Origin of the sequence: Polaromonas hydrogenivorans, from assembly GCF_040105105.1 — a bacterium.
Classification (GTDB): Bacteria; Pseudomonadota; Gammaproteobacteria; order Burkholderiales; family Burkholderiaceae_C; genus Polaromonas; species Polaromonas hydrogenivorans.
Map to the genome: position 1 here is coordinate 82,394 of NZ_CP157676.1, position 20,595 is coordinate 102,988.

18 protein-coding genes and 6 pseudogenes are annotated in these 20,595 nt (G+C 61.4%); 14 read left to right on the forward strand and 10 right to left on the reverse strand.

Going from position 1 to position 20,595, the window contains the following annotated elements:
- Positions 1 to 172: 172 nt before the first annotated feature.
- The 3 genes and pseudogenes from ABLV49_RS21180 to ABLV49_RS21190 form a co-directional block, all read right to left on the reverse strand.
- A complete protein-coding gene (locus tag ABLV49_RS21180) occupies positions 173 to 1,327 on the reverse strand; it encodes an ABC transporter substrate-binding protein (protein ID WP_349282287.1) in 1,155 nt (384 codons plus the stop codon).
- Positions 1,328 to 1,493: 166 nt separating this feature from the next.
- Positions 1,494 to 1,742 (reverse strand): type I restriction endonuclease, encoded by a 249-nt coding sequence (locus ABLV49_RS26100; RefSeq protein WP_415838278.1) that lies wholly within the window; start codon positions 1,740 to 1,742, stop codon positions 1,494 to 1,496.
- A gap of 110 nt (positions 1,743 to 1,852) precedes the next feature.
- Positions 1,853 to 1,969 (reverse strand): annotated as a pseudogene (locus ABLV49_RS21190) (IS5/IS1182 family transposase); the annotation flags it as partial.
- A gap of 191 nt (positions 1,970 to 2,160) precedes the next feature.
- On the opposite strand from ABLV49_RS21190, the pseudogene ABLV49_RS21195 reads away from it, so the two are divergent.
- A pseudogene (locus tag ABLV49_RS21195) lies at positions 2,161 to 2,427 on the forward strand (transposase domain-containing protein); the annotation flags it as partial.
- A 615-nt stretch (positions 2,428 to 3,042) separates the two neighbouring features.
- On the forward strand, positions 3,043 to 3,426 hold the full coding sequence (locus ABLV49_RS21200; protein ID WP_349282288.1) for an H-NS histone family protein: 384 nt from the start codon (positions 3,043 to 3,045) through the stop codon (positions 3,424 to 3,426).
- 144 nt (positions 3,427 to 3,570) lie between these two features.
- Here the strand turns inward: ABLV49_RS21200 and ABLV49_RS21205 are convergent, their stop codons facing one another.
- The 4 genes from ABLV49_RS21205 to ABLV49_RS21220 all read right to left on the reverse strand — a co-directional run bounded on the left by ABLV49_RS21205 (position 3,571) and on the right by ABLV49_RS21220 (position 6,537).
- A complete protein-coding gene (locus ABLV49_RS21205; RefSeq protein ID WP_349282438.1) occupies positions 3,571 to 3,714 on the reverse strand; it encodes a universal stress protein in 144 nt (47 codons plus the stop codon).
- A 115-nt stretch (positions 3,715 to 3,829) separates the two neighbouring features.
- The gene (locus ABLV49_RS21210; RefSeq protein WP_349282429.1) at positions 3,830 to 4,702 is read right to left on the reverse strand and encodes a hypothetical protein; all 873 of its coding nucleotides are present in this window, start codon (positions 4,700 to 4,702) and stop codon (positions 3,830 to 3,832) included.
- A gap of 237 nt (positions 4,703 to 4,939) precedes the next feature.
- The gene (locus ABLV49_RS21215) at positions 4,940 to 5,341 is read right to left on the reverse strand and encodes a GreA/GreB family elongation factor (protein WP_349282218.1); all 402 of its coding nucleotides are present in this window, start codon (positions 5,339 to 5,341) and stop codon (positions 4,940 to 4,942) included.
- A gap of 503 nt (positions 5,342 to 5,844) precedes the next feature.
- Complete coding sequence (locus ABLV49_RS21220; RefSeq protein ID WP_349282290.1) at positions 5,845 to 6,537, reverse strand: IS6 family transposase; 693 nt, start codon at positions 6,535 to 6,537, stop codon at positions 5,845 to 5,847.
- Here ABLV49_RS21220 and ABLV49_RS21225 point away from each other — a divergent pair.
- The 5 genes from ABLV49_RS21225 to ABLV49_RS21245 all read left to right on the forward strand — a co-directional run bounded on the left by ABLV49_RS21225 (position 6,485) and on the right by ABLV49_RS21245 (position 10,502).
- Positions 6,485 to 6,763 carry an SIP domain-containing protein gene (locus ABLV49_RS21225; protein WP_349282292.1) on the forward strand — a complete coding sequence of 93 codons (279 nt, stop codon included), beginning with the start codon at positions 6,485 to 6,487 and terminating at the stop codon, positions 6,761 to 6,763. The two genes, ABLV49_RS21220 and ABLV49_RS21225, sit on opposite strands and share 53 nt — an antisense overlap.
- Positions 6,764 to 7,451: 688 nt before the next feature.
- Positions 7,452 to 7,967 carry a transposase gene (locus tag ABLV49_RS21230; RefSeq protein WP_349279284.1) on the forward strand — a complete coding sequence of 172 codons (516 nt, stop codon included), beginning with the start codon at positions 7,452 to 7,454 and terminating at the stop codon, positions 7,965 to 7,967.
- Positions 7,964 to 9,004 carry an IS3 family transposase gene (locus ABLV49_RS21235; protein ID WP_349282293.1) on the forward strand — a complete coding sequence of 347 codons (1,041 nt, stop codon included), beginning with the start codon at positions 7,964 to 7,966 and terminating at the stop codon, positions 9,002 to 9,004. The genes ABLV49_RS21230 and ABLV49_RS21235 overlap by 4 nt, the downstream gene beginning before the upstream one ends.
- 20 nt (positions 9,005 to 9,024) lie before the next feature.
- Entirely contained in the window at positions 9,025 to 9,429 is a 405-nt protein-coding gene (locus tag ABLV49_RS21240; protein WP_349282295.1) for a transposase, read from the forward strand.
- On the forward strand, positions 9,426 to 10,502 hold the full coding sequence (locus ABLV49_RS21245) for an IS3 family transposase (RefSeq protein ID WP_349276567.1): 1,077 nt from the start codon (positions 9,426 to 9,428) through the stop codon (positions 10,500 to 10,502). The genes ABLV49_RS21240 and ABLV49_RS21245 overlap by 4 nt, the downstream gene beginning before the upstream one ends.
- Before the next feature lie 277 nt (positions 10,503 to 10,779).
- On the opposite strand, the pseudogene istA reads toward ABLV49_RS21245, so the two are convergent.
- A pseudogene (gene istA / locus ABLV49_RS21250) lies at positions 10,780 to 11,715 on the reverse strand (IS21 family transposase); the annotation flags it as partial.
- Positions 11,716 to 11,944: 229 nt separating this feature from the next.
- On the opposite strand from istA, the pseudogene ABLV49_RS21255 reads away from it, so the two are divergent.
- Positions 11,945 to 12,931: pseudogene (locus ABLV49_RS21255) on the forward strand (IS5 family transposase); the annotation flags it as partial.
- Here ABLV49_RS21255 and ABLV49_RS21260 read toward each other — a convergent pair.
- Positions 12,918 to 13,547 (reverse strand): annotated as a pseudogene (locus ABLV49_RS21260) (IS701 family transposase); the annotation flags it as partial. The pseudogenes ABLV49_RS21255 and ABLV49_RS21260 sit on opposite strands and share 14 nt — an antisense overlap.
- A gap of 150 nt (positions 13,548 to 13,697) precedes the next feature.
- On the opposite strand from ABLV49_RS21260, the pseudogene ABLV49_RS21265 reads away from it, so the two are divergent.
- Together ABLV49_RS21265 and ABLV49_RS21270 are read left to right on the forward strand one after the other, a co-directional pair.
- Positions 13,698 to 14,069: pseudogene (locus tag ABLV49_RS21265) on the forward strand (helix-turn-helix domain-containing protein); the annotation flags it as partial.
- On the forward strand, positions 14,009 to 14,650 hold the full coding sequence (locus tag ABLV49_RS21270; RefSeq protein WP_349282299.1) for an IS630 family transposase: 642 nt from the start codon (positions 14,009 to 14,011) through the stop codon (positions 14,648 to 14,650). The pseudogene ABLV49_RS21265 and the gene ABLV49_RS21270, both read left to right, overlap by 61 nt.
- 160 nt (positions 14,651 to 14,810) lie before the next feature.
- On the opposite strand, the gene ABLV49_RS21275 is transcribed toward ABLV49_RS21270, so the two are convergent.
- Positions 14,811 to 15,704, reverse strand: coding sequence for a LysR family transcriptional regulator (locus tag ABLV49_RS21275; RefSeq protein ID WP_349282301.1), 894 nt, complete (start codon positions 15,702 to 15,704; stop codon positions 14,811 to 14,813).
- Positions 15,705 to 15,833: 129 nt separating this feature from the next.
- Between ABLV49_RS21275 and ABLV49_RS21280 the strand changes: the two genes are divergently transcribed.
- The 4 genes from ABLV49_RS21280 (at position 15,834) to ABLV49_RS21295 (ending at position 20,579) form a co-directional block, all read left to right on the forward strand.
- The gene (locus tag ABLV49_RS21280) at positions 15,834 to 17,954 is read left to right on the forward strand and encodes a 3-hydroxyacyl-CoA dehydrogenase NAD-binding domain-containing protein (RefSeq protein WP_349282440.1); all 2,121 of its coding nucleotides are present in this window, start codon (positions 15,834 to 15,836) and stop codon (positions 17,952 to 17,954) included.
- Between the two features lie 10 nt (positions 17,955 to 17,964).
- Positions 17,965 to 18,153: a hypothetical protein gene (locus ABLV49_RS21285; RefSeq protein ID WP_349282303.1), complete on the forward strand. Its 189-nt coding sequence runs from the start codon at positions 17,965 to 17,967 to the stop codon at positions 18,151 to 18,153.
- Positions 18,154 to 18,216: 63 nt separating this feature from the next.
- Entirely contained in the window at positions 18,217 to 19,425 is a 1,209-nt protein-coding gene (locus tag ABLV49_RS21290; RefSeq protein WP_349282304.1) for an acyl-CoA dehydrogenase family protein, read from the forward strand.
- 14 nt (positions 19,426 to 19,439) lie between these two features.
- Positions 19,440 to 20,579 (forward strand): acyl-CoA dehydrogenase family protein, encoded by a 1,140-nt coding sequence (locus ABLV49_RS21295; RefSeq protein ID WP_349282306.1) that lies wholly within the window; start codon positions 19,440 to 19,442, stop codon positions 20,577 to 20,579.
- Positions 20,580 to 20,595 lie beyond the last annotated feature (16 nt).

Here is a 20,595-nt window from a genome sequence, read left to right on the forward strand (position 1 = left end):
CGGACAGCGCGAGACAAGCGGCATTGATTCCACCCAAAGCCAATCGCAAGGAACAAAGAAGCTGTGACTGGCACCTTCACCGGAACGTCGGTCACCATCCCGGAATCAGCGGTCACGTTGGTCCGGAATACTCACACACCAGACTTGAACCCGTGAGGTCTCGAAAACCCCCTTAATTGACAACCTTATTCTGTGTCCCTAGCAATACTAGATCGACATAGGTCGAGCCAGTGCGGTCACCGGGGGCATAACGAACATTAACACCGCCGAAATCCCGATTATTCATGCTCTCAAGCGCCTCCAGCAGTTTTTCGCGGGTCAGCGACCTGCCTGCTTTTCGCAGGCCGTCGACCAGCACCTTAGCCTCGATGAAGGCATCAAGGCCATGGTAGGACGGTTCAGTCCCTGGCGCAAAGTGTTGCAACACTTTGCGGTACTCAGCAACTAACGGCACCGATCGGCGAGCCGGCGAAGGCACACCTTGAGACAGCACGATGCCGCTCGCCATGTCTCCAAGCGCGGCCTGCAGATCCTCGATCCGAATTGCTGAAAAGCCAAACACCTGAGCAGAACCGCCAAGCGCACGGTACTGCTTTAGGACCTTCGAGAAGGGCTTGGGCAGGACCGCTACCAAGAGGGCTTTCGCACCGGCCGCATGGATACGCCGGGCCACTTCGGCTGGCTCGTCGCCAGCGCTGAAGGTGATCACAGCTACGGGCTGAATGTTGAAGCGCTTGAGCGCCTCTACATAGGCCGCCTGACCATCCGGTCCGTAGGCTTCCTCACTTGCCAGCACGACAAACTTGCGTACGCCGATGGTGGTCTGGTGCTTGACCACAGTCGAGTTCTCATCGGTGAGCGAAATACGGACCGGGAATACATAACGCTGCACCGGGTCACGGGCCTTGTTGGAAAGCATGGTAGCCCCCACCAGGGGCACCATGGCTGCCTCAGCCTCCTTCATGATTACCGGTAACGTGTGGGTGCCGAAGGAGCCCATCAGAGCAAACACCTTGTCCTCGTTAATAAGCGCCTTAACCTCGGCAGCGGCCTGGTCGGCCTTGTAGGCATCGTCGCGGTCCTTAATCACGAGTTTGCGGCCATGGATACCACCGGCGGCATTGACACTCGCGATATAGGCATCGGCTGAGCCAGTGCGCTGTTTCGCTATGTCGCCGAACACAGGGGAACTACTGGGCGTCACACGCCCGATCAGGATGGTGTCGACGCTGACGCCCAACTCATTGGCCCCTGCGACCGTTGGAGGCACCATCATGGCGAAACTAAGAACAGAAGAAAGAAGCTGATAAATAAATCTAGGTGCCATGATTCTTGTCTCTGGTTATTTAATCTGAATTTGGGCCAAATCAAATTGTTGATGAGTACGTGCCTAAGGAACCAGACTTACTTTCCTTGTTTTCACCTGGTGAAATGGCGGGGTGCGGGAATCTGCAAAGTCAAGATGTTGACGTCAATGCTGATTTGGGGCCGCCTCAGGAAACGGCCTCGGGCGCAAAGGATGATCGCGCCCAGCGCAAGAAGGTCATGGCGCTGGCCCAGGCGCGCGATGTCGACGTGGTCTTGGTCACCGAGCTGACCGGCTTACGATCCTTGCGGTATTGGCGCATGGCGGCTTCAATGAACTGGGTGGTTTCCGTCTTCAATTCGATCGTGACCACCGGAATACCATTGAGAAACAACACTAGCAGGCCGCTGAAATACTGACTGCGCCGGCGCAGCAACTGGCTTGAAGTGGTGTATTTTTGCGATTATTTTTCATATTTTGAAATCACACTGCCTTTTTGCGTTGCGGCTGGCGAGCTGAATCGTCCTTGCCGCCTTTTTTATCCACTTATTGCCTCTGCAGACGGATTTGTCCCAAGGTGCGCATACGCGTGAGGTTGTACGCAGCCATCGTCAGCACAAACATCTGGTCCACCCGCTCCAGCCCGCGCACCATCACCTGGAGCAGGTGTGGCAGCAACTGCGCGACCGGCACCTGGCCAACCGCTGCTATGACGGGTATGAGCAGATTGTGGATGCCTGCTGCGACGCTTGGAATGCCTTCACGCAAATCCCTGGTGCCATCCGCTCTTTGTGCTCCCGCAGCTGGGCAGTGCTGCCTTCAGCTTCGGTTATCTCATGACACGGGATTGGTATTACCTGGCCGATGGCAACGTCCAGATTGATAACAACCATCTTGAGAATCTGATTCGGCCATGGGCAATGGGGCGCCGGGCATGGTTGTTCGCAGGCAGCGAACTTGCCGGCCAGCGGGCCGCCATCATCATGAGCCTGGTGCAGTCGGCCAAGATGCATGGCCATGACCCGTGGGCCTATCTGCGGGACGTGCTGACAAGACTGCCAACGCATATGAACAGCCGCATTGAGGAACTGCTGCCACACCGCTGGCAACCGCAATCCTGAATCGGCGTAACGGTCAAGGTGCCGTGCCTAGACGCTTACGCGCTTTGCGCCGATCGTCAGTGTCGGCTTAACTGCCAACCGAATTGATTTGCAGTCAACGGTCGTTCATGACCGGCTCTTGACGGCCCGATAAATTCGTTCGAATCGACAATGTGTGCGGTCGCCGAGCGGACAGTCGAGCTGTAGCAGTGACGCGCGCTTCGAGCGGAATCCTCGGAGTCAAAGAATGATGCGGTTCTTCAGCTGCAAAGCAGTTCGCGCATTTGAAATTTGATAATCCGGTTGATCTGCGCAGTCCGCAATGGACACGGCGTTGACGTCCAAAGCGTAAAGACAAAGTTGTTCGCGTTTCTTGTGGATAACGTTGTTGATGAGGAGACAAAAATCCGTCTAAACCAAGTCCGGGCGCGGCTTTCTCAAGGCTGCCTGCATTTTACGCAATGCTGCTGGTGTGGCTATCCAGTGCGCGCGGGTCGCGCTTTTGATTGCCGGCGTCATTGACGCTTTCGCGCCCGTTCACCAATGCGTCAAAGCCTTGAGGAAACCGAACAACGAAGACGCGCGCTCCCTAGGGGCAGTACGATACGTGCTGCTACAACTCTAGAAGAACCCAAAATGAACGAACTTGTCAAACTCCGCCAGCAAATTTTCGACATGGAAAAGCAGGCCGCTGAACTGCAGAAAAAGAACCGGCCTGCCGTGTTGACCCAGTTGCGTGAGCAAATGGCCGCCTACGGCATCACCACCGAGGAGCTCAGCCGTCCGGCGGCCAGGGTACAAAAGCCAAGGCAGCCACTGGCCAAAGTAGCGAGTCCGACAAAAGGCAAGAAGCCGGCCGTGCCGTCGCCCGCGAAATACCGCGGACCCGAGGGGCAGGAATGGACCGGCCGCGGAACCGCGCCGAAGTGGCTCAACGACTTGCTCGTCGACGGCAAAACCCGGGAAGATTTCCTGATCGATCAGAACCGGGCCGCCTCTGGCAGCGCAGCAGCAGAGTAAACAAACAGGCGGCCCGAATCGGGCCGTTTTCTTGTCTGGACAGCGCCATCCATACCGGTTTGCTTCATGAAGGTTGTGACTAACTAACCACTGACGCGCTCTGGAGCTCAAACTTTTCGAACAGAGCGCCCGGATCAACTGCCCTTAGCGCAGCACCAGCACGGGAAGCCTGCTTTCGATGATGACGTTCTTGGTATGCGAGCCAAATACGAATTTTCCCACTCGGCTGCGCCCGTGCGTCACCATGACAATCATGTCGGCGCCTGCTTTTTCGGCCTCGTCAACGATGGTCTGATCGACCGTGTAGGACGTGCATGGATCACACGGTGCTGCGCATCACAGTTGAGTGACCACCGAACGGGCACCTACAGGCGGCAGCGCCATCGCCCTCACCAGGCAGTTTTCACACACTGCGTGGCCCTGCCCAGCAGCCACTCATCAAGCCTTCTGGCTTTCTCGCGGCCTGCACCTGCGCGCTGGACTCCCAGGATTCGACCTGGACGCTCAAGCCGGCATAAACCCCATAGCCAACGCCTGCGCGGATTTCGTCGCCCGCCGAAAGACTCTCGCCGGCCTTGATGGAGCCATTTGCGTGGATGGATTCGCCGGACTTGATGCCCCAGCCAGCTTCCAAATGCATTCCGCCGCTGATGGTCCCACCGGCCAGGATACCTTGCCCGGCCCGAATGCTTTCAACGCCAACAATCGCGCCGCCAGCGCGCAGGCTCTTGCCGCACTCGACCAATCCCTGGACGATCAGGTTCTGTCCGACGAATGCGCTGCCTGTCAGTGACAGTTTGCCGTGGCAGATCAAATCCCAGGCGGCGCGCACATTGCCAGCGCAAAAAATGGCGTTCTGAACTTCAATGCCCCAATCGGCCCGAACGTCACCGCCGGCCTGGAGCGAGCCGTTGCTGTAAATGCTGCCCGCCACCCGGATGTCCTCTCCTGCCACGATGGCGCGACCGGCGCGCAGGCCGCCACCCGCCCGAATCGATCGACCGGCCTGGACGACTGTGTCAACATCGATCCCACCGCGAACCTCCAGGGCGCCAGCGTAGACAACAGCCTCGGCGTCCAGTGAATCGACGATCAAAACGGCGTTGGTTGGACCAAACTGCGTCAACAGCCAGCACGCGTCATCCACGCGCCCGGCACTCACGAGCGTATCCAAAGCTTCCTGGTAACCGCTGCCGTCTTCGACGTTGCGGACAAACCACCGAAAGCCGTCGGCGCAGGGACTCTTGGCCCTGAGAAATGTCTTTGTGAATTCCATTGCATTCAATCCAATTTCGATGTGCGCTGCCAATGCACCTCGTGCATTCGCTGGTGCGCTGTTGATGAAGTCCGTTCATGCTGGCAGCCAATGCAGGAAAACCAACACTTACTTGTGGGTCGAGCAGGGCGTTTTCCGGTAAAGCCAAAACTGCTCGCCCTGGCTCCAATGAGGTGTGGGTTAGGGCGTGGCGCGCTGGGTCTTTTCAGGCGGCCAGCTTGCAGGCCAGAGCGCGGCTCAGGTGGTGTAGTCGCCCGAGGCCTCGGGCTGAAACAAAATCGTCGCTACTTGGGCAGAGCGCTCTTGGCCATTGGGCACACGCCAACTGCAGACCTCCCCCAAGCGCCTGCCCACCAAAGCCGCGCCGATGGGTGAAAGCACCGAGATAAAGCCCAGCTCCGGCTCGGCGTCACAGGGATAGGACACCGTGACTTTTTGCCGAAGTCCAGAATCGCTGAAGATTATCTCGACCTGGGAATACATCGTGACGACGTCCGGGGCAATGTCGCGCGATTGCACGAGCTCAGCCGAGCGCAAGTCCATAGCCAAGGCCTCGGGGAGTTGCCCGCCATTGAGTTTGGACAATCGGGTGAAATCGAGTTCGGTGAGCATGCGCTCACCGGCGTTATTTGGATACATGACGGATCTCCATCGGGTGCGACCAGATCTGCTCAAAGCAGACGGCCGCGATCGCGCTAAGCGGGTGCCCGGCGATCGATGGTTTGCGCAGAAAAGAGGAAAAGTTATCGCCGGGCTGAGGAATGTGCGACTGGCTCGTAGGGCCACAATTCGCATACCGCGGCGCACCTCCCCGCAGACAGGCTGCTCGTGGCGCCTGTGCAAAGGGGGGAAAAGGTGGACGTCATGGGTAGAAATCAAATACTTATCAAGTGCGCGAATGGTAGCACTCAGCACTCAGCACTCAGGGCTTTCGCGGCAAGTTCACCTCATTTTTGGCACGACCTACTGACCGGGCTCAGGGGTTCGTGCCGTTCAACGGGCCTCCACATGGTTTGCGCTCAAACGGCCTTTCTCCTGACGAGTTGCAACTGGCTGGCTTCGCCCTGGAGCAGGGATTGCATTCGGTTCTGTCGCGTTGCCAGTTGATAAACGTGTTTGGGGTAGGAACGGATGCCAGCTCCTCAAACGGGACGGATTTGTCCTGCCAATGCATAAAACTGGTCGGCAAAAGACAGCTCGATACAGCCTTCCAGCAGGAACTGACCTTTGCGGATCATGTGCATGAGTTCGATGCCGGCCAGGACATTTTTGGCCGATCGAAATGACTTGAAGTTGAGCATCGGTTTGGTGACCCGTTTGACAGCGCGATGGTCCTGCTCCACGATGTTGTTGAGGTACTTCACTTGTCGCACGATGACCGGTGTTTCACCTCGGGCATTGATCTCATCCATGGCCGCCTTGTTGGCGCCGCTCTTGTCCATCGTGACCTTCTCGGGAACACCGTTGGCCTTCATGGCTTTTTCAAAGAACCGCAGGGCTGCGGCCTTGTCGCGCCTGGCCGTCAGCAGGAAGTCGACTGTCTTGCCTTCCTTGTCCACCGCGCGGTAGAGATATTTCCAGGCGCCCTTGACCTTGATATAGGTTTCGTCCATCCGCCAGCTGCCGCCCACCGCGCGCTTGTGCTTGCGGAACACTTTCTCAAGCAAGGGCAGAAACCGGATTGCCCAGCGATTGATCGAGGAATGGTCGACAAACACGCCGCGTTCCTCCATCATTTCCTCGAGATGGCGGTAACTCAACGGATAAGCCGCGTACCAACGGATGCATACCAGAATCACGTCAATTGGAAATCGCATCCCTTTGGTTGCCAGCATCGCGTTTCATACCCGTCGCAAAAAAGAACTCAGCATAAACGAGCAGGCGGTACGACCGCCAATGCGACAGAACCTTTTCCATACGTGGATCGGTTGCGAGTCAGCGCAAGCGAAAGCTCTGCGCACTTATCTGCTTACGGAATGCCTCGCCAACCCGAAATGGATTCGCGCCTCCGGCTACTGGCGCAAAGGAAGCGCTGCGACGCACGACTCGTACGACGCATAAACTCTGGTGGTCTGCTTCACAAGCCGAGACTTGGAGCGTTTCAGGAATGCCCCGGCCGTGGATCAATATGCAGCTGGAGGCCAAGCGCACGAAGCACGCAGCCTTGATTCCTGGCCATCTGCGCAATCGACCACTGCTCACAGAACCAGCGCCGGAATCCAAACATTGGCCTGCCCGACCAAGAAAGGAGTCCCTGCCGACACTGCCGGGCTGACGGTCACCAGTTGTCCAGCGTCTGCTTCGGAATGCCCAGCACCTTGGCTGTCACCGAGGCCGCTTGTCCCCGCCGGGATTTTCGGCCCCGTGCAACCCCAAATAGCTGGTCCACTTGCGCTCGTACTCATTGCGTGCGAACTCATCGACCATAAAGCCTGGCGGCGCATCGGGTGCGCGGCATCGCCTGGAACCAGGTTGGGCATGGCCCGATTGCTGTCAAAAGCCGTGCGCGCTTTTGACGAGCATGAGCACGTCCGGGACGCTGCGCCCGGGCGTATTCATCGCCATGACCCGGCAGAAGAGAGGTTCAGCACGTAGTAGACGGTGCCGGCAGGCACCGATACCGGTTGCGCTGCACGCTGACCAGGCAGGTGCTCGATACGCGCGCTTCCCTTTCCACGTAGCCCCCCTGTGTCAGACTAGTTGTCGCCTCCGATTTTCCGCGGGTTATCCGCAGCGCAAGCGACATTTCATGCACAGAAAACCTCATTCCCATCACTCCACCGAATTCAAGGAGCAGGCACTGCTCAAAGCCCGCCATCGCGGCGCGCGTTCAATTCTGAGCCTTGCCAGCGAGCTGAACATGTCTGCCGGCACCCTCAAGCGATGGGTGCTGGACTCGGCCAAGGCCGGCGAACAGGCACTCGGGGAGACAAGCCCTGCGCTGGACGGCCCGGCTGCATCTTGGTCGCCATCGCAGCGCCTGAGGGCTCTGCAGGAAAGCTACGCATTCAATGGCCCGGCACTGGCGGCGTGGTGCCGCGAGCGTGGTGTGTTCGAGCACCAGTTGGTGCAGTGGCGCGAAGAGTTTTGCACCCCGGTCGCGCCCGCCTCGCGCGAGGCAACGGGTGCCTTTCGAGAACTCCAGCGTCAGCACGAGCAGCTCCAGCGTGAATTGCGGCGCAAGGAAAAAGCGCTGGCCGAGGTAGCCGCCTTGCTGGTGTTGCAAAAAAACTTCCAGGCGCTGCTGGAGGGCGCGGACAAATGACGTCCGTCCAGCAGCGCCAAAAGTTGCTCGGCCTGATCGGCAAGGCCTGCGCCGACGGGGCGCGCTTGAAGCCGGCTTGCCATCAAATCGGGCTGTCCTGCCGTAGCGTGCAGCGCTGGCAGCGCACGCAGGCGGCCGAGGGCGACCAGCGTCCTTCGGGCAAGCGGCGCTATGTGTGCCCGCCCAACAAGCTGCGCGAGGACGAGCGCCAGGCGGTGATGGCCACGCTCAACAGCGAAGCGTTCAAGGACTTGCCGCCGAGCCAAGTCGTGCCTCGCCTGGCCGACCGCGGCGTCTATGTGGCCTCGGAGTCCACGATGTACCGAATACTTCGACAGCAGGGCCAACTGGGCCATCGACGCTCGGAGCGCGCAGCGCAAAAGCGAAGCCGGCCGCGCGCCCTTGCCGCCACCGGAGCCGATCAGGTGTTCTGCTGGGATATCACGTATCTGCCCACTCAGGTGCGCGGCCAGCACTTTTACCTGTACCTGTTCGAGGATTTGTTCAGCCGCAAGATCGTGGGCTGGCAGGTGTTTGACTGCGAGAGCGCCGAGCTGGCCAGCCAGTTGCTGCGTGACATCTGTGAGAGCCAGGGCATTCGCCCGGGCCAGCTGACGGTGCATTCGGACAACGGCTCGCCCATGAAGGGCGAGACCATGCTGGCGGCCATGCAGCGCCTGGGCGTGGCGCACACGCGCAGCCGTCCGTCCGTGAGCAATGACAATCCGTACGTCGAATCAGCGTTCAGAACGCTGAAGTACCGCCCCGAACTGCCTGTCAAGCCGTTCGAGAACCTGCTGGCCGCAAGGCGCTGGGTCACCGAGCTGGCCCATTGGTACAACCACGAGCATCGCCACAGCGCCATTGGCTTCGTGACACCCCCCTGTGTCAGACTAGTTGTCGCCTCCGATTTTCCGCGGGTTATCCGCAGCGCAAGCGACATTTCATGCACAGAAAACCTCATTCCCATCACTCCACCGAATTCAAGGAGCAGGCACTGCTCAAAGCCCGCCATCGCGGCGCGCGTTCAATTCTGAGCCTTGCCAGCGAGCTGAACATGTCTGCCGGCACCCTCAAGCGATGGGTGCTGGACTCGGCCAAGGCCGGCGAACAGGCACTCGGGGAGACAAGCCCTGCGCTGGACGGCCCGGCTGCATCTTGGTCGCCATCGCAGCGCCTGAGGGCTCTGCAGGAAAGCTACGCATTCAATGGCCCGGCACTGGCGGCGTGGTGCCGCGAGCGTGGTGTGTTCGAGCACCAGTTGGTGCAGTGGCGCGAAGAGTTTTGCACCCCGGTCGCGCCCGCCTCGCGCGAGGCAACGGGTGCCTTTCGAGAACTCCAGCGTCAGCACGAGCAGCTCCAGCGTGAATTGCGGCGCAAGGAAAAAGCGCTGGCCGAGGTAGCCGCCTTGCTGGTGTTGCAAAAAAACTTCCAGGCGCTGCTGGAGGGCGCGGACAAATGACGTCCGTCCAGCAGCGCCAAAAGTTGCTCGGCCTGATCGGCAAGGCCTGCGCCGACGGGGCGCGCTTGAAGCCGGCTTGCCATCAAATCGGGCTGTCCTGCCGTAGCGTGCAGCGCTGGCAGCGCACGCAGGCGGCCGAGGGCGACCAGCGTCCTTCGGGCAAGCGGCGCTATGTGTGCCCGCCCAACAAGCTGCGCGAGGACGAGCGCCAGGCGGTGATGGCCACGCTCAACAGCGAAGCGTTCAAGGACTTGCCGCCGAGCCAAGTCGTGCCTCGCCTGGCCGACCGCGGCGTCTATGTGGCCTCGGAGTCCACGATGTACCGAATACTTCGACAGCAGGGCCAACTGGGCCATCGACGCTCGGAGCGCGCAGCGCAAAAGCGAAGCCGGCCGCGCGCCCTTGCCGCCACCGGAGCCGATCAGGTGTTCTGCTGGGATATCACGTATCTGCCCACTCAGGTGCGCGGCCAGCACTTTTACCTGTACCTGTTCGAGGATTTGTTCAGCCGCAAGATCGTGGGCTGGCAGGTGTTTGACTGCGAGAGCGCCGAGCTGGCCAGCCAGTTGCTGCGTGACATCTGTGAGAGCCAGGGCATTCGCCCGGGCCAGCTGACGGTGCATTCGGACAACGGCTCGCCCATGAAGGGCGAGACCATGCTGGCGGCCATGCAGCGCCTGGGCGTGGCGCACACGCGCAGCCGTCCGTCCGTGAGCAATGACAATCCGTACGTCGAATCAGCGTTCAGAACGCTGAAGTACCGCCCCGAACTGCCTGTCAAGCCGTTCGAGAACCTGCTGGCCGCAAGGCGCTGGGTCACCGAGCTGGCCCATTGGTACAACCACGAGCATCGCCACAGCGCCATTGGCTTCGTGACACCGGCGCAGCGCCATGCCGGCCTGGACCGGGCACTGCTTGAGCAGCGCGCGCTCGTCTATGAACAGGCCCGCCAGGAAAATCCTCAGCGCTGGTCAGGGCAGCCTCGCCAGTGGGCGCATGTCGATGTCGTGCACCTCAACCCAGAAACCAAGCAACAAACCAAGGAGCCTGAATCCAAGCAAAAAACAGCCTGACTCACTTCACTTCAGGCGACAACTTCCTTGACAGCCACCGACACCGGCGCAGCGCCATGCCGGCCTGGACCGGGCACTGCTTGAGCAGCGCGCGCTCGTCTATGAACAGGCCCGCCAGGAAAATCCTCAGCGCTGGTCAGGGCAGCCTCGCCAGTGGGCGCATGTCGATGTCGTGCACCTCAACCCAGAAACCAAGCAACAAACCAAGGAGCCTGAATCCAAGCAAAAAACAGCCTGACTCACTTCACTTCAGGCGACAACTTCCTTGACAGCCACCGTAGCCGTCGAACGCGGCCGGCATGGGCATCATCTCGGGGAGTTCTTGCGCCAGCATCTCAAGCACGCTGAACTGCTTGTACTCGGGGTGGCGTATCTCGCTCCACAGCGCCCGGCCGCGCTCGCCCAGCCAGGCGTTGAGCGCTTCGAACGAGCCAAACTGGCACTTCTGCGCATCGAGCCAGATGCGCCTGCGGCTGTCCTGCACGTTCTTTTCCACCACGCCTTTTTCCCAGCCCGAGGCGACGTTGCAGAAATCGGCATCGAACAAGTAGTGCGCGCACATCACGGCAAAGCGGGCATTGACCACCCGGCCCTTGCCTTTCTTGACCTTGTCGACGGCCGTTTTCATGTTGTCATAAATGCCGCGCCGGGCAATGCCGCCCAGCGCCGCGAAGGAGCGCGTGTGGGCATCGAACAGCATTTCATGGCCCTGGCTGGGGTAGGCCACCAGCCAGAAAGCGCGGCTGGCGCACAGCTTGAGGTGCGAGACCTGCAGCCGGTAGTAAATCCCGCCCACCACCAAGCCCTCTTCGCTCCAGTCAAACTGGAAGGCCTCGCCCAGTGCGAAACTCAGCGGCACGAAGGCATGCGGTGCCTTGCCTGCACTGCCGCGCCAGGCGCGCGTGAAGTCCGTCACCGCGCTGTAGCCGCCCGCATACCCGGCCGCCTGGATTTGCGCAAACAGCGCCTTGGCCGTGCGCCGGTCTCGTTTGCTCCGGTGGCCATCGGCTTGCAGGGCCTGCTCCAACTCCTCAGTGAACGCTGCCAGCTTGCCCAACGCCTGGGGCCTGCTGTAGACGGGCACCTGCACCTCTTCTGGTGCCCTGAGCCAGCGGCGCAGCGTGTTGCGCGACAACCCCGTGCGCTTGGCTATTTCATGCAGCGACAGCTTGTCGCGCAAATACATTCGCCTTATCTTGCCTAACATTTCCATGGTGATCACCTTTTTCGCTCCTGCCTAAAAATAAGGCAGGGCAAGTAAAACACCTGGGTCAGTTTTGGATCGGCACAACCTCTATAAGTGGGTCAGTTTTCGGTCGGCGTCAACAGGCCGACGACCTAGCAGGCCGCTGAAATACCTCAAATCGAAGTTCGCCGGTTTTCAACCCACCCGATAATCTGAAGCAGTCCTTTTTCTGACCCGATACCAACCCAGTCCATCCATGCGCGGAGCCGACACCTTCACCGAAAGCCCGTTCACGCTGCATCGCCTGGAAGACTTTGTGCCGGCCGACCATCCGCTGCGCCCGATACGTCAGATGGTCAACGAGGCGCTGGGGAAGATGGATGCGCTGTTTTCCGGGATGTACGAGGCGCACAGTAAAGGCGGGCGGCCCAGCATCGCGCCCGAAAAGCTGCTGCGCGCCATGCTGTTGCAGGTGTTTTACAGCATTCGCTCGGAGCGCCAGCTCATGGAGCAAGTCCAGTACAACCTGCTCTACCGCTGGTTCATCGGCCTGGCCATGGAGGATGCGGTGTGGGTGCCCACGGTATTCACGAAAAACCGCGAGCGCTTGCTGGCGCATGACGCAGTGATTGAATTGTTCAACCATGTGGTGCAAAGCGCCGACGAGCACGGCTGGCTCTCGGGCGAGCACTTCAGCGTGGACGGCACGCTGATTCAGGCCTGGGCGAGCCACAAGAGCTTTGTGCGCAAGGACGGCAGCGACGGCGACCAGGGAGGCGGCAGCTTCAAGGGGCAGATACGCTCGAACGAGACGCATGAATCGAGCACTGACGTGGATGCCAGGTTGTACCGCAAGGGCAAGACGGCCAGCGAGTTGCGCTTCATGGGCCACACGCTGAGCGACAACCGCCATGGCTTGATTGCCAGTGCCGTGGTTACGCGGGCAGACGGCTACGCTGAGCGCGAAGCGGCCAAGGCCATGGTTCACGATGCCCGGCAAGCGACGGTGGATGAGCAAACCGTCATCACGCTGGGTGCGGACAAGGGCTATGACGCGCAAGAGTTTATCGAGGCATGCCTGGCGATGAACGTTGTGCCGCATGTGGCGCAAAACACCTCGGGCCGGCGCTCGGCGGTGCCCGATGCGATTGCCAAAAGTGAAGGCTATGCCGTCTCGCAGCAAAAGAGAAAGCTCATCGAGCAGGGTTTTGGCTGGGCCAAAACGGTGGGCCGGATTCGCCAGCCGTAAAACAGTCCGCCACGATGGCGCAAAACGCAACGCCGGCGGCCTGCGCCTGCTCGACCAGGTTCAGTGCGATTTGCGGCTTGGTGCGAAACGCCGCATCGTGCTTGCCACCGGCCAGTCGCACGGCCGGCGTGTACGGCGCTACATGCAGCGGGTAGTCATGCGCCTCGTCGGCCCACAGCGTGGTCACCGCCACGATGCCGTTGTCGATTTTTCCGACCGAGCCGAGGTACTGGCGCGCCACGTGATCGGTGGCGCGGCCCTCCTTGCGGTCGCCCGTGTCGTCGATCACCAGCACGCCGCCAGCCGACGGGGCCGTGGCCGGCTCGTTTCTGAGCAGCGCCAGGCGCCTGGCATTGACCGCTTCGCCGTCCCAGGCGGCCTCGGAGAGGAAAAACTGCAGCCGCTGCACCTGGGCCGCCTGGGCCTGGACGAGAGGCTCGGCGCCCACCAGCGCCGTGAGGGTTTTGGACCGCTCGCGCGGCAGCAGCAAGCCGGACAGATACGTGCGAAAGCCATGGCGCTGGGCCGGCGTCTGGAGCAAAGGGTCGAACTGCGCCGCAAACGCCTCAAGAGATCCCGGTGCAGGAGGACATGCAAGACGAGCAGACATGATGTGAATCCTCCTGCCACTTGGACAGGCAGGGGGATGAAATGGTTCAACAAACTACCGCTAGAGCGGATTTCAAGATAACTGAAGGCAACGGATATTTTTGAAGAAGCAGGTGTCCAAGCAAGATGTCATCAAGCAAATGGTGAAATCATGGCTGCCCCTTATTCTTTGGATTTGCGCCGTAAAGTCGTTCAGGCCTGCCAACGCCCAGCTCAATCGCAACGCGCGGTGGCCGAGTTCTTTGGCGTGAGCCTGTCGTTTGTCGAGGGTCTGCTGCGCCGGGTGCGCCGCAGCGGCGAGTTGGCGCCGCTGCGCAGGCGCCCTGGGCCTCACGCCAAGGTCGATGACGAGTCCTGTCAGTGCCTGGAGCGCTGGTTGCAAGAGCAGCCCGACCTGACGCTGGCCGAACTGGCCGGTCGGCTACAGTCCAATGGCCGCCCAGCAGTGAGCACGCCTACCCTGTGCCGGGCGCTGCAGCGCCTGGGCCTGCGCAGAAAAAAAAGACCGTACACGCCTCAGAACGCGACACCGCGCAGGTACGTCAGGCACGCCATCAATACTGGCAAGACATTGCCAGGCATGCGCCAACGCGACTGAAGTTTGTCGACGAATCGGGTGTCAACATCGCGATGACGCGGCGCTTCGGGCGCGCCCGGCGCGGCCAGCGGGTGCATGATGCGGTGCCGAAAAACTGGGGCCGCAACGTGACCGTGCTGGGCTCGCTGTCGTGCCAGGGTCTCGAAGCGGTGATGACCATCGAAGGCGCCACCGATGCGGCCGTGTTCCACGCTTATGTCAGCCAGGTCTTGGCGCCCACCCTCAAGCCGGGCGACATGGTGGTGATGGACAACCTGGGGGCGCACAAAGTCGATGGCATCCGCAGCGCCATCCAAGCCAGGGGCGCTGCCTTGATGTATTTGCCACCCTATTCGCCCGACTACTCACCCATCGAGCCGTGCTGGTCCAAACTCAAGACGTGTCTGCGTGCCATTAAGGCCCGTACCCGGGAGGCGCTGGATGAGGCGCTTGCGCATGTCATCGAGACAGTGACCGCTGCCGACGCGAAAGGCTGGTTCACCCATTGCGGCTATGCCTTTCACTAATCTGAAATCCGCTCTAGCGATTGGCCGATTCGCCAGGACTGTTTTTTTTCCATACCCTAGGCATTTCCGCCTCGGTGCGAGCCTGCCTGCTCGATCTGGCCAGCGCCGAAAAGTCTGATTTCAATCAGATGCTTGCGCGCTACGGGCCGGATCGTTTGCGCTACCGCCTAAAGTTCGCTTTGTCCAAAACGAAGTCAATGAACGTTCGAGCCGCCAAGGTCTTGTGGCGATCGGGCATGTACAGCATGAACATCTGGGTACCGAAAATGCTGAGCCGGTACTCGTCCAGTACCGTCAGGATCTCGCCGGCCCGCACGTCGTCCAATACCACGTAGTCAGGCACCAGCCCGATGCCTAATCCGGCCAGAATGGCCTGGCGCAGGAAGGGGAAATGCTCCGAGATCAGCGTGGGCTCGAGCGTGATTTCATGGCGCACGTTGCCCAGGTAGGCCGAGACGCGCAATTGCCGGCCGATCACGCCCGAGGTGATCAACGGCGCGGTGCGAAGCTGATCGAGTTGTGTGGGCAAGCCCTGCGCGGCCGCGTAGCCACGCGATGCACAGGCCAGGTAGCGCACTTCCCCCAGTTCGCGCGCCACTAGGGTCTGCGGCGGCTCGGCCATCACGCGGATGGCAATGTCGACCTCGTCACGCATCAGGTCATCGACGCGGTTTTCAAACAGCACGTCCAGCACGATGCCCGGGTATAGACGCTTGAACTCGATCAGCCAGTCAGTCATCACCATTTGGCCGTAACCGCTGGGCACGCTCAGGCGCACACGCCCCTGCAGGCTCTGCCCCAGGGTCGAAACCGTTTCCTGGGCGGCGAGAAGCTCGTTGCGGATGCTCAAGCCATGCTGGTACAAGCGCAAGCCGACCTCGGTCGGCTCTACCCTGCGCGTTGTTCGCCGCACCAGTTGAACCCCTACCGAGCGCTCCAGCTGGTTCAGGTGGTAGCTGACATTGGCGCGGGTCATCTTCAGTTTCTTGGCTGCCTGGCTCAGGTTGCCTGCGTCAAGTATCTCCACCAGCAAAGTCAAGGAAGAAGGTTCCATGGTTTCAATATGTCAAATTTAATTTGACAGTCTGTCAACGATTTCTGTAATTGTCAAGAATGACTGTCCGAATCACAATCCATGCCTCTTACCAACCCCTTCATGGTTCAAGACCCGGAGATCCCTGCTATGGCCCTGAATGCCGTTCCCGAAGTCGTCACCACTGAGCGCCGTCACAGCGTTCTGCTGGTGAGCATAGACAATCCGCCCGTCAATGCCTTGAGCGTGGACGTGCGCCGCGGCTTGGTTGCCGCCATCGACGCGGCCGAAGCCGACGGCGCCGTGGCGGCCGTGCTGATCGTCGGTGCCGGGCGCAACTTCATCGCTGGCGCCGACATCCGCGAATTCGGCAAGCCGCCGCAGTCGCCCTCGCTGCCCGAGGTCTGCCATCGCATCGAGGCTTGCAGCAAGCCGGTGGTCGCCGCGATCCAGGGCGCCGCGCTCGGCGGTGGGCTGGAAATCGCGCTGTCAGCGCACTACCGACTGGCTGTCACCTCCGCCAGGCTGGGCCTGCCTGAAGTGCAGCTTGGCCTGATCCCGGGCTCCGGCGGCACCCAGCGCGCGCCTCGCCTGATTGGTGCCAAGGCCGCGCTCGATTTGATCCTCAGCGGGCGCCACGTTGCGCCCAAGGAAGCGCTGACGCTCGGCCTGATCGATCGCTTGGGCGAGGGCACGGATGCGATGGCCGAGGGCTTGAACTACGCGCAGGAACTCGTTGCCGCCAGGGCACCGGTGCGCCGCACGCGCGATGCGAATGCGCTGACAGACCAAGAAACCCAGCGCGCCGCAATCGAAGCGGCCCGCGCCGACACCGCCAGGAAAAGCCGCAGTCTGTTTTCCCCCATGAAAATCATTGAAGCCGTTGAGGCTGCGCTCACGCTGCCTTTTGACGAAGGCTTGGCGCTGGAACGCAAGCTGTTCCTGCAGTGCATCGACAGCCCGCAGCGCGCCGGCCTGATCCACGCCTTTTTTGCTGAGCGCGAGGTGCTCAACGCTCCGGAAACCAAGGCCGCCAAGCCACGCCCTGTCAACAGCTGCGGCATCATCGGCGGCGGCACCATGGGCGCCGGTATCGCAGTGGCCATGCTCGACGCCGGCCTGCCGGTGACGATGATCGAGCGCGACGAGCCCAGCCTGGCGCGCGGCCGCGCCCATGTCGAGAAGGTCTACGACGGCCTGGTCAAGAAGGGTCGCCTGACGCCAGGCGCCAAGGCGGCGGTGATGGCGCGCTTTACGGGCTCCACATCCTACGACGCGCTGGCCCAGACCGACCTGGTGGTCGAGGCCGTGTTCGAGGACATGGCGGTCAAGAAGGCGGTGTTCGCTGAACTCGGCCGTGTGTGCAAGATGGGCGCGGTGCTCGCCACCAATACCTCTTACCTTGACATCGATGAGATCGCGGCCAGCACCTCGCGTCCGGGCGATGTGCTGGGCCTGCACTTTTTTTCGCCCGCCAACATCATGAAGTTGCTGGAGATCGTGGTGCCGGCGAAGGTCAACGCCGACGTGGTCGCCACCGGTTTCGAGCTCGCCAAGAAGCTCAAGAAGACGCCGGTTCGCGCCGGCGTTTGTGACGGTTTCATCGGCAACCGCATCCTCGCCGTGTACCGCCAGGCGGCCGACCACATGATGGAGGACGGTGCTTCGCCGTACCAGATCGACCAGGCGGTACGTGACTTCGGCTACCCGATGGGTCCATTCGAAGTGTCCGACCTCGCGGGCGGCGACATCGGCTGGGCCACACGCAAGCGCAAAGCCGCCACGCGCGACCCGAAGGCGCGTTATGTACAGATCGCCGACCGCATCTGCGAGCGCGGCTGGTTCGGCCAGAAAACCGGCCGCGGCTACTACCTCTACGTCGAGGGAGCGCGCACCGGCACGCCCGACCCCGAAGTGACGGCCATCATCGATGCCGAGCGCCAGCGCGCGGGCATCACGCCGCGCCCCTTCAGCGACGAAGAAATCATGCGCCGCTACATGGCCGCGATGGTCAACGAAGGCGCAAACGTCGTGCACCAGCGCATCGCGCTGCGCCCGCTCGATGTCGATGTGACCTTCCTGTACGGTTACGGTTTCCCGCGCCATCGCGGCGGGCCGATGCACTACGCCGACACCGTGGGCCTGTCCCAGGTGCTGGCCGACATCCGTGAGTTCGCCAGGGAAGACTCGCTGTTCTGGCAGCCTTCGCCTTTGCTGGTCGAGCTGGTCGAACGTGGCGCCAATTTCGCCAGCCTCAATCAATCCGAATAAGGCGCCCGCCATGCGCGAAGCCGTCATTGTTCCCAGTGCCTGCACGCCGCTGACCAAGGCGCACTGCAGTGAACTCAACAGTACCTCCGGCACGCCAGAACATCGTGCGCACCGCATGGCCTACGGGTCGATGGCATCGATTTCTGGCAACGCAACGAAGCCTTCGCTTCGCAATCGATTGACTGCCTGCAAAAGTTAGGCATTTCATGTCTCCGGCATGGGCGCCGGTGGACGCTTTTTTAAATTTACCCAAACGCAAGACATGGATCTGAACTTCACCCCCCTAGAAGAAACCTTCCGCAATGAGGTACGCGACTTCCTGAGCACCCGGCTGCCGGCCCGCCTGTCCGGCAAGGTCGCCAGCGGCCTGCACTTGACCAAGGCCGACATGCAGGAATGGCACGCCATCCTCAATGAGCGCGGCTGGCTCGCCAACCACTGGCCCGAAGCATACGGTGGCCCCGGTTGGAGCGCAATCGAGAAGTTCATCTTCGAGAACGAATGCGCGCTGGCCCATGCGCCGCGCATTGTGCCATTTGGTGTAAACATGCTGGGGCCCGTCTTGATCAAGTATGGCAGCCAGGCGCAAAAGCGCCACTGGTTGCCGCGCATCCTCGATGGCACGGACTGGTGGTGCCAGGGCTATTCGGAGCCCGGCGCGGGTTCCGACCTGGCCTCGGTCAAGACTTCGGCCGTGCGCGGCATGGACGCCGGAGGCGATCACTACATCGTCAACGGCCAGAAGACCTGGACCACGCTGGGGCAGCACGCCGACATGATCTTTTGCCTGGTGCGCACCAACCGCGAGGCCAAGAAGCAAGAAGGCATCAGCTTCCTGCTGGTTGACATGAAGGCTCCCGGCGTCGAGGTACGCCCCATCATCACGCTTGACGGCGAGCACGAGGTCAACGAGATCTTCTTCTCCAACGTGCGCGTGCCGTCTGAGAACCTGGTGGGCGAGGAGAACAAGGGCTGGACCTGCGCCAAGTACCTGCTGACCTATGAGCGCACCAACATCGCCGGCGTCGGTTTCTCGGTGGCCGCGCTTGGGCAGCTCAAGACCATTGCGGCGAAGCAGACTCGCAACGGTCGACCGCTGTTTGAAGACCCCTCTTTCGCCGCCCGCCTGGCCCGCGTCGAGATCGACCTGGAGAACATGAAAACGACCAACCTGCGCGTGATCGCGGCGGTGGCCGGCGGCGGCGTGCCGGGCGCCGAGAGCTCGATGCTCAAAATCCGCGGCACCGAGATCCGCCAGGAGATCTCGTCGCTGGCGCGGCGCGCCATGGGCATCTATGCACGACCCTTTGTCGCCGAGGCGATGGAAGAAGGTTACGACAGGACACCTGTCGGCCCGGCCTGGGCCGCGCCTGCGGCAGCCAAATACTTCAACAACCGCAAGCTGTCGATCTTCGGCGGCTCCAATGAAATCCAGAAAAACATCATCTCCAAGATGATCCTCGGCCTGTAAGGAGAAAGCCCCTCATGAACTTCGAACACACCGATGACCGGCGCATGCTCGCCGACAGCCTGAACCGTTTCATCTCCAAGCAGTACGCCTTCGAGGCGCGCGACCGCATCGCCAAGTCGGCGCACGGCTTCAGCCTCGAGATCTGGCAGCAGTTCGCCGAACTGGGCGTGATCGGCGCGCTGTTCAGCGAAACCGACGGCGGCCTTGGCGGCGCGGGCTTTGACGTGGCCGTGGTCTTCGAGGCGCTGGGCCGCAGCCTGGTGGTCGAGCCGCTGCTCGGCGCCTTGATGGTCGGTGAAGCGATTGCTGCAGCCGGCAACGACGCGCAAAAAGCCGTGCTGGCCGCAATCATCGACGGCTCCACCATCGCCGCCTTTGCTCATGACGAGCCCGATACGCACTACGAACTCGCGCGTGTTCAAACCCATGCCCAGCGCAGCGGCAACGGCTGGGTGCTGGACGGCGCCAAGGCCGTCGTGCTGCACGGCGAGCAGGCCGATCTGTTCGTGGTTTCCGCCCGCAGCGCGGGGGCCGTGGATGAGGAGGCTGGCATTTCGCTCTTTCTGGTGCCCGCGAGCGCGCCGGGTCTGACGGTACGTGGTTATCGCCTGATTGACGGGGGACGCGCCGCCGAACTGACGCTGGACGGCGTGCTGCTGGAGGCCGACGCACTGCTGGGTGTCCAAGGCCAGGGTCACGCCACGCTGGAACGGGCCATTGGTCGCGGTGTGCTGGCGCTGTGCGCCGAAGCGCTGGGCGCCATGGAAGTAGCCAAGGCCGCTACGCTCGACTACCTGCGAACGCGCAAGCAGTTCGGCCTGCTCATCGGCAGCTTCCAGGCGCTGCAGCACCGCATGGCGGACCTGCTGCTCGAGATCGAGCAGGCCCGCTCAGCGGTGATCAATGCCGCTGCCGCGTTTGAGGCCGACCGACTGACGCGCGAGCGCGCACTGTCGGCCGCCAAGGTCAGCATCGGGCGCATCGGCACCCTGGTAGCCGAGGAAAGCATTCAGCTGCACGGCGGCATCGGCATGAGCTGGGAGCTGCCGCTGGCCCACTACGCCAAGCGCCTCGTGATGATCGACCACCAACTGGGCGATGAAGACCATCACCTGCAGCGTTTCATCGCGCTCGGCAAGCAGGCGTCTGAGTGAGAAATTTAAAACAGAT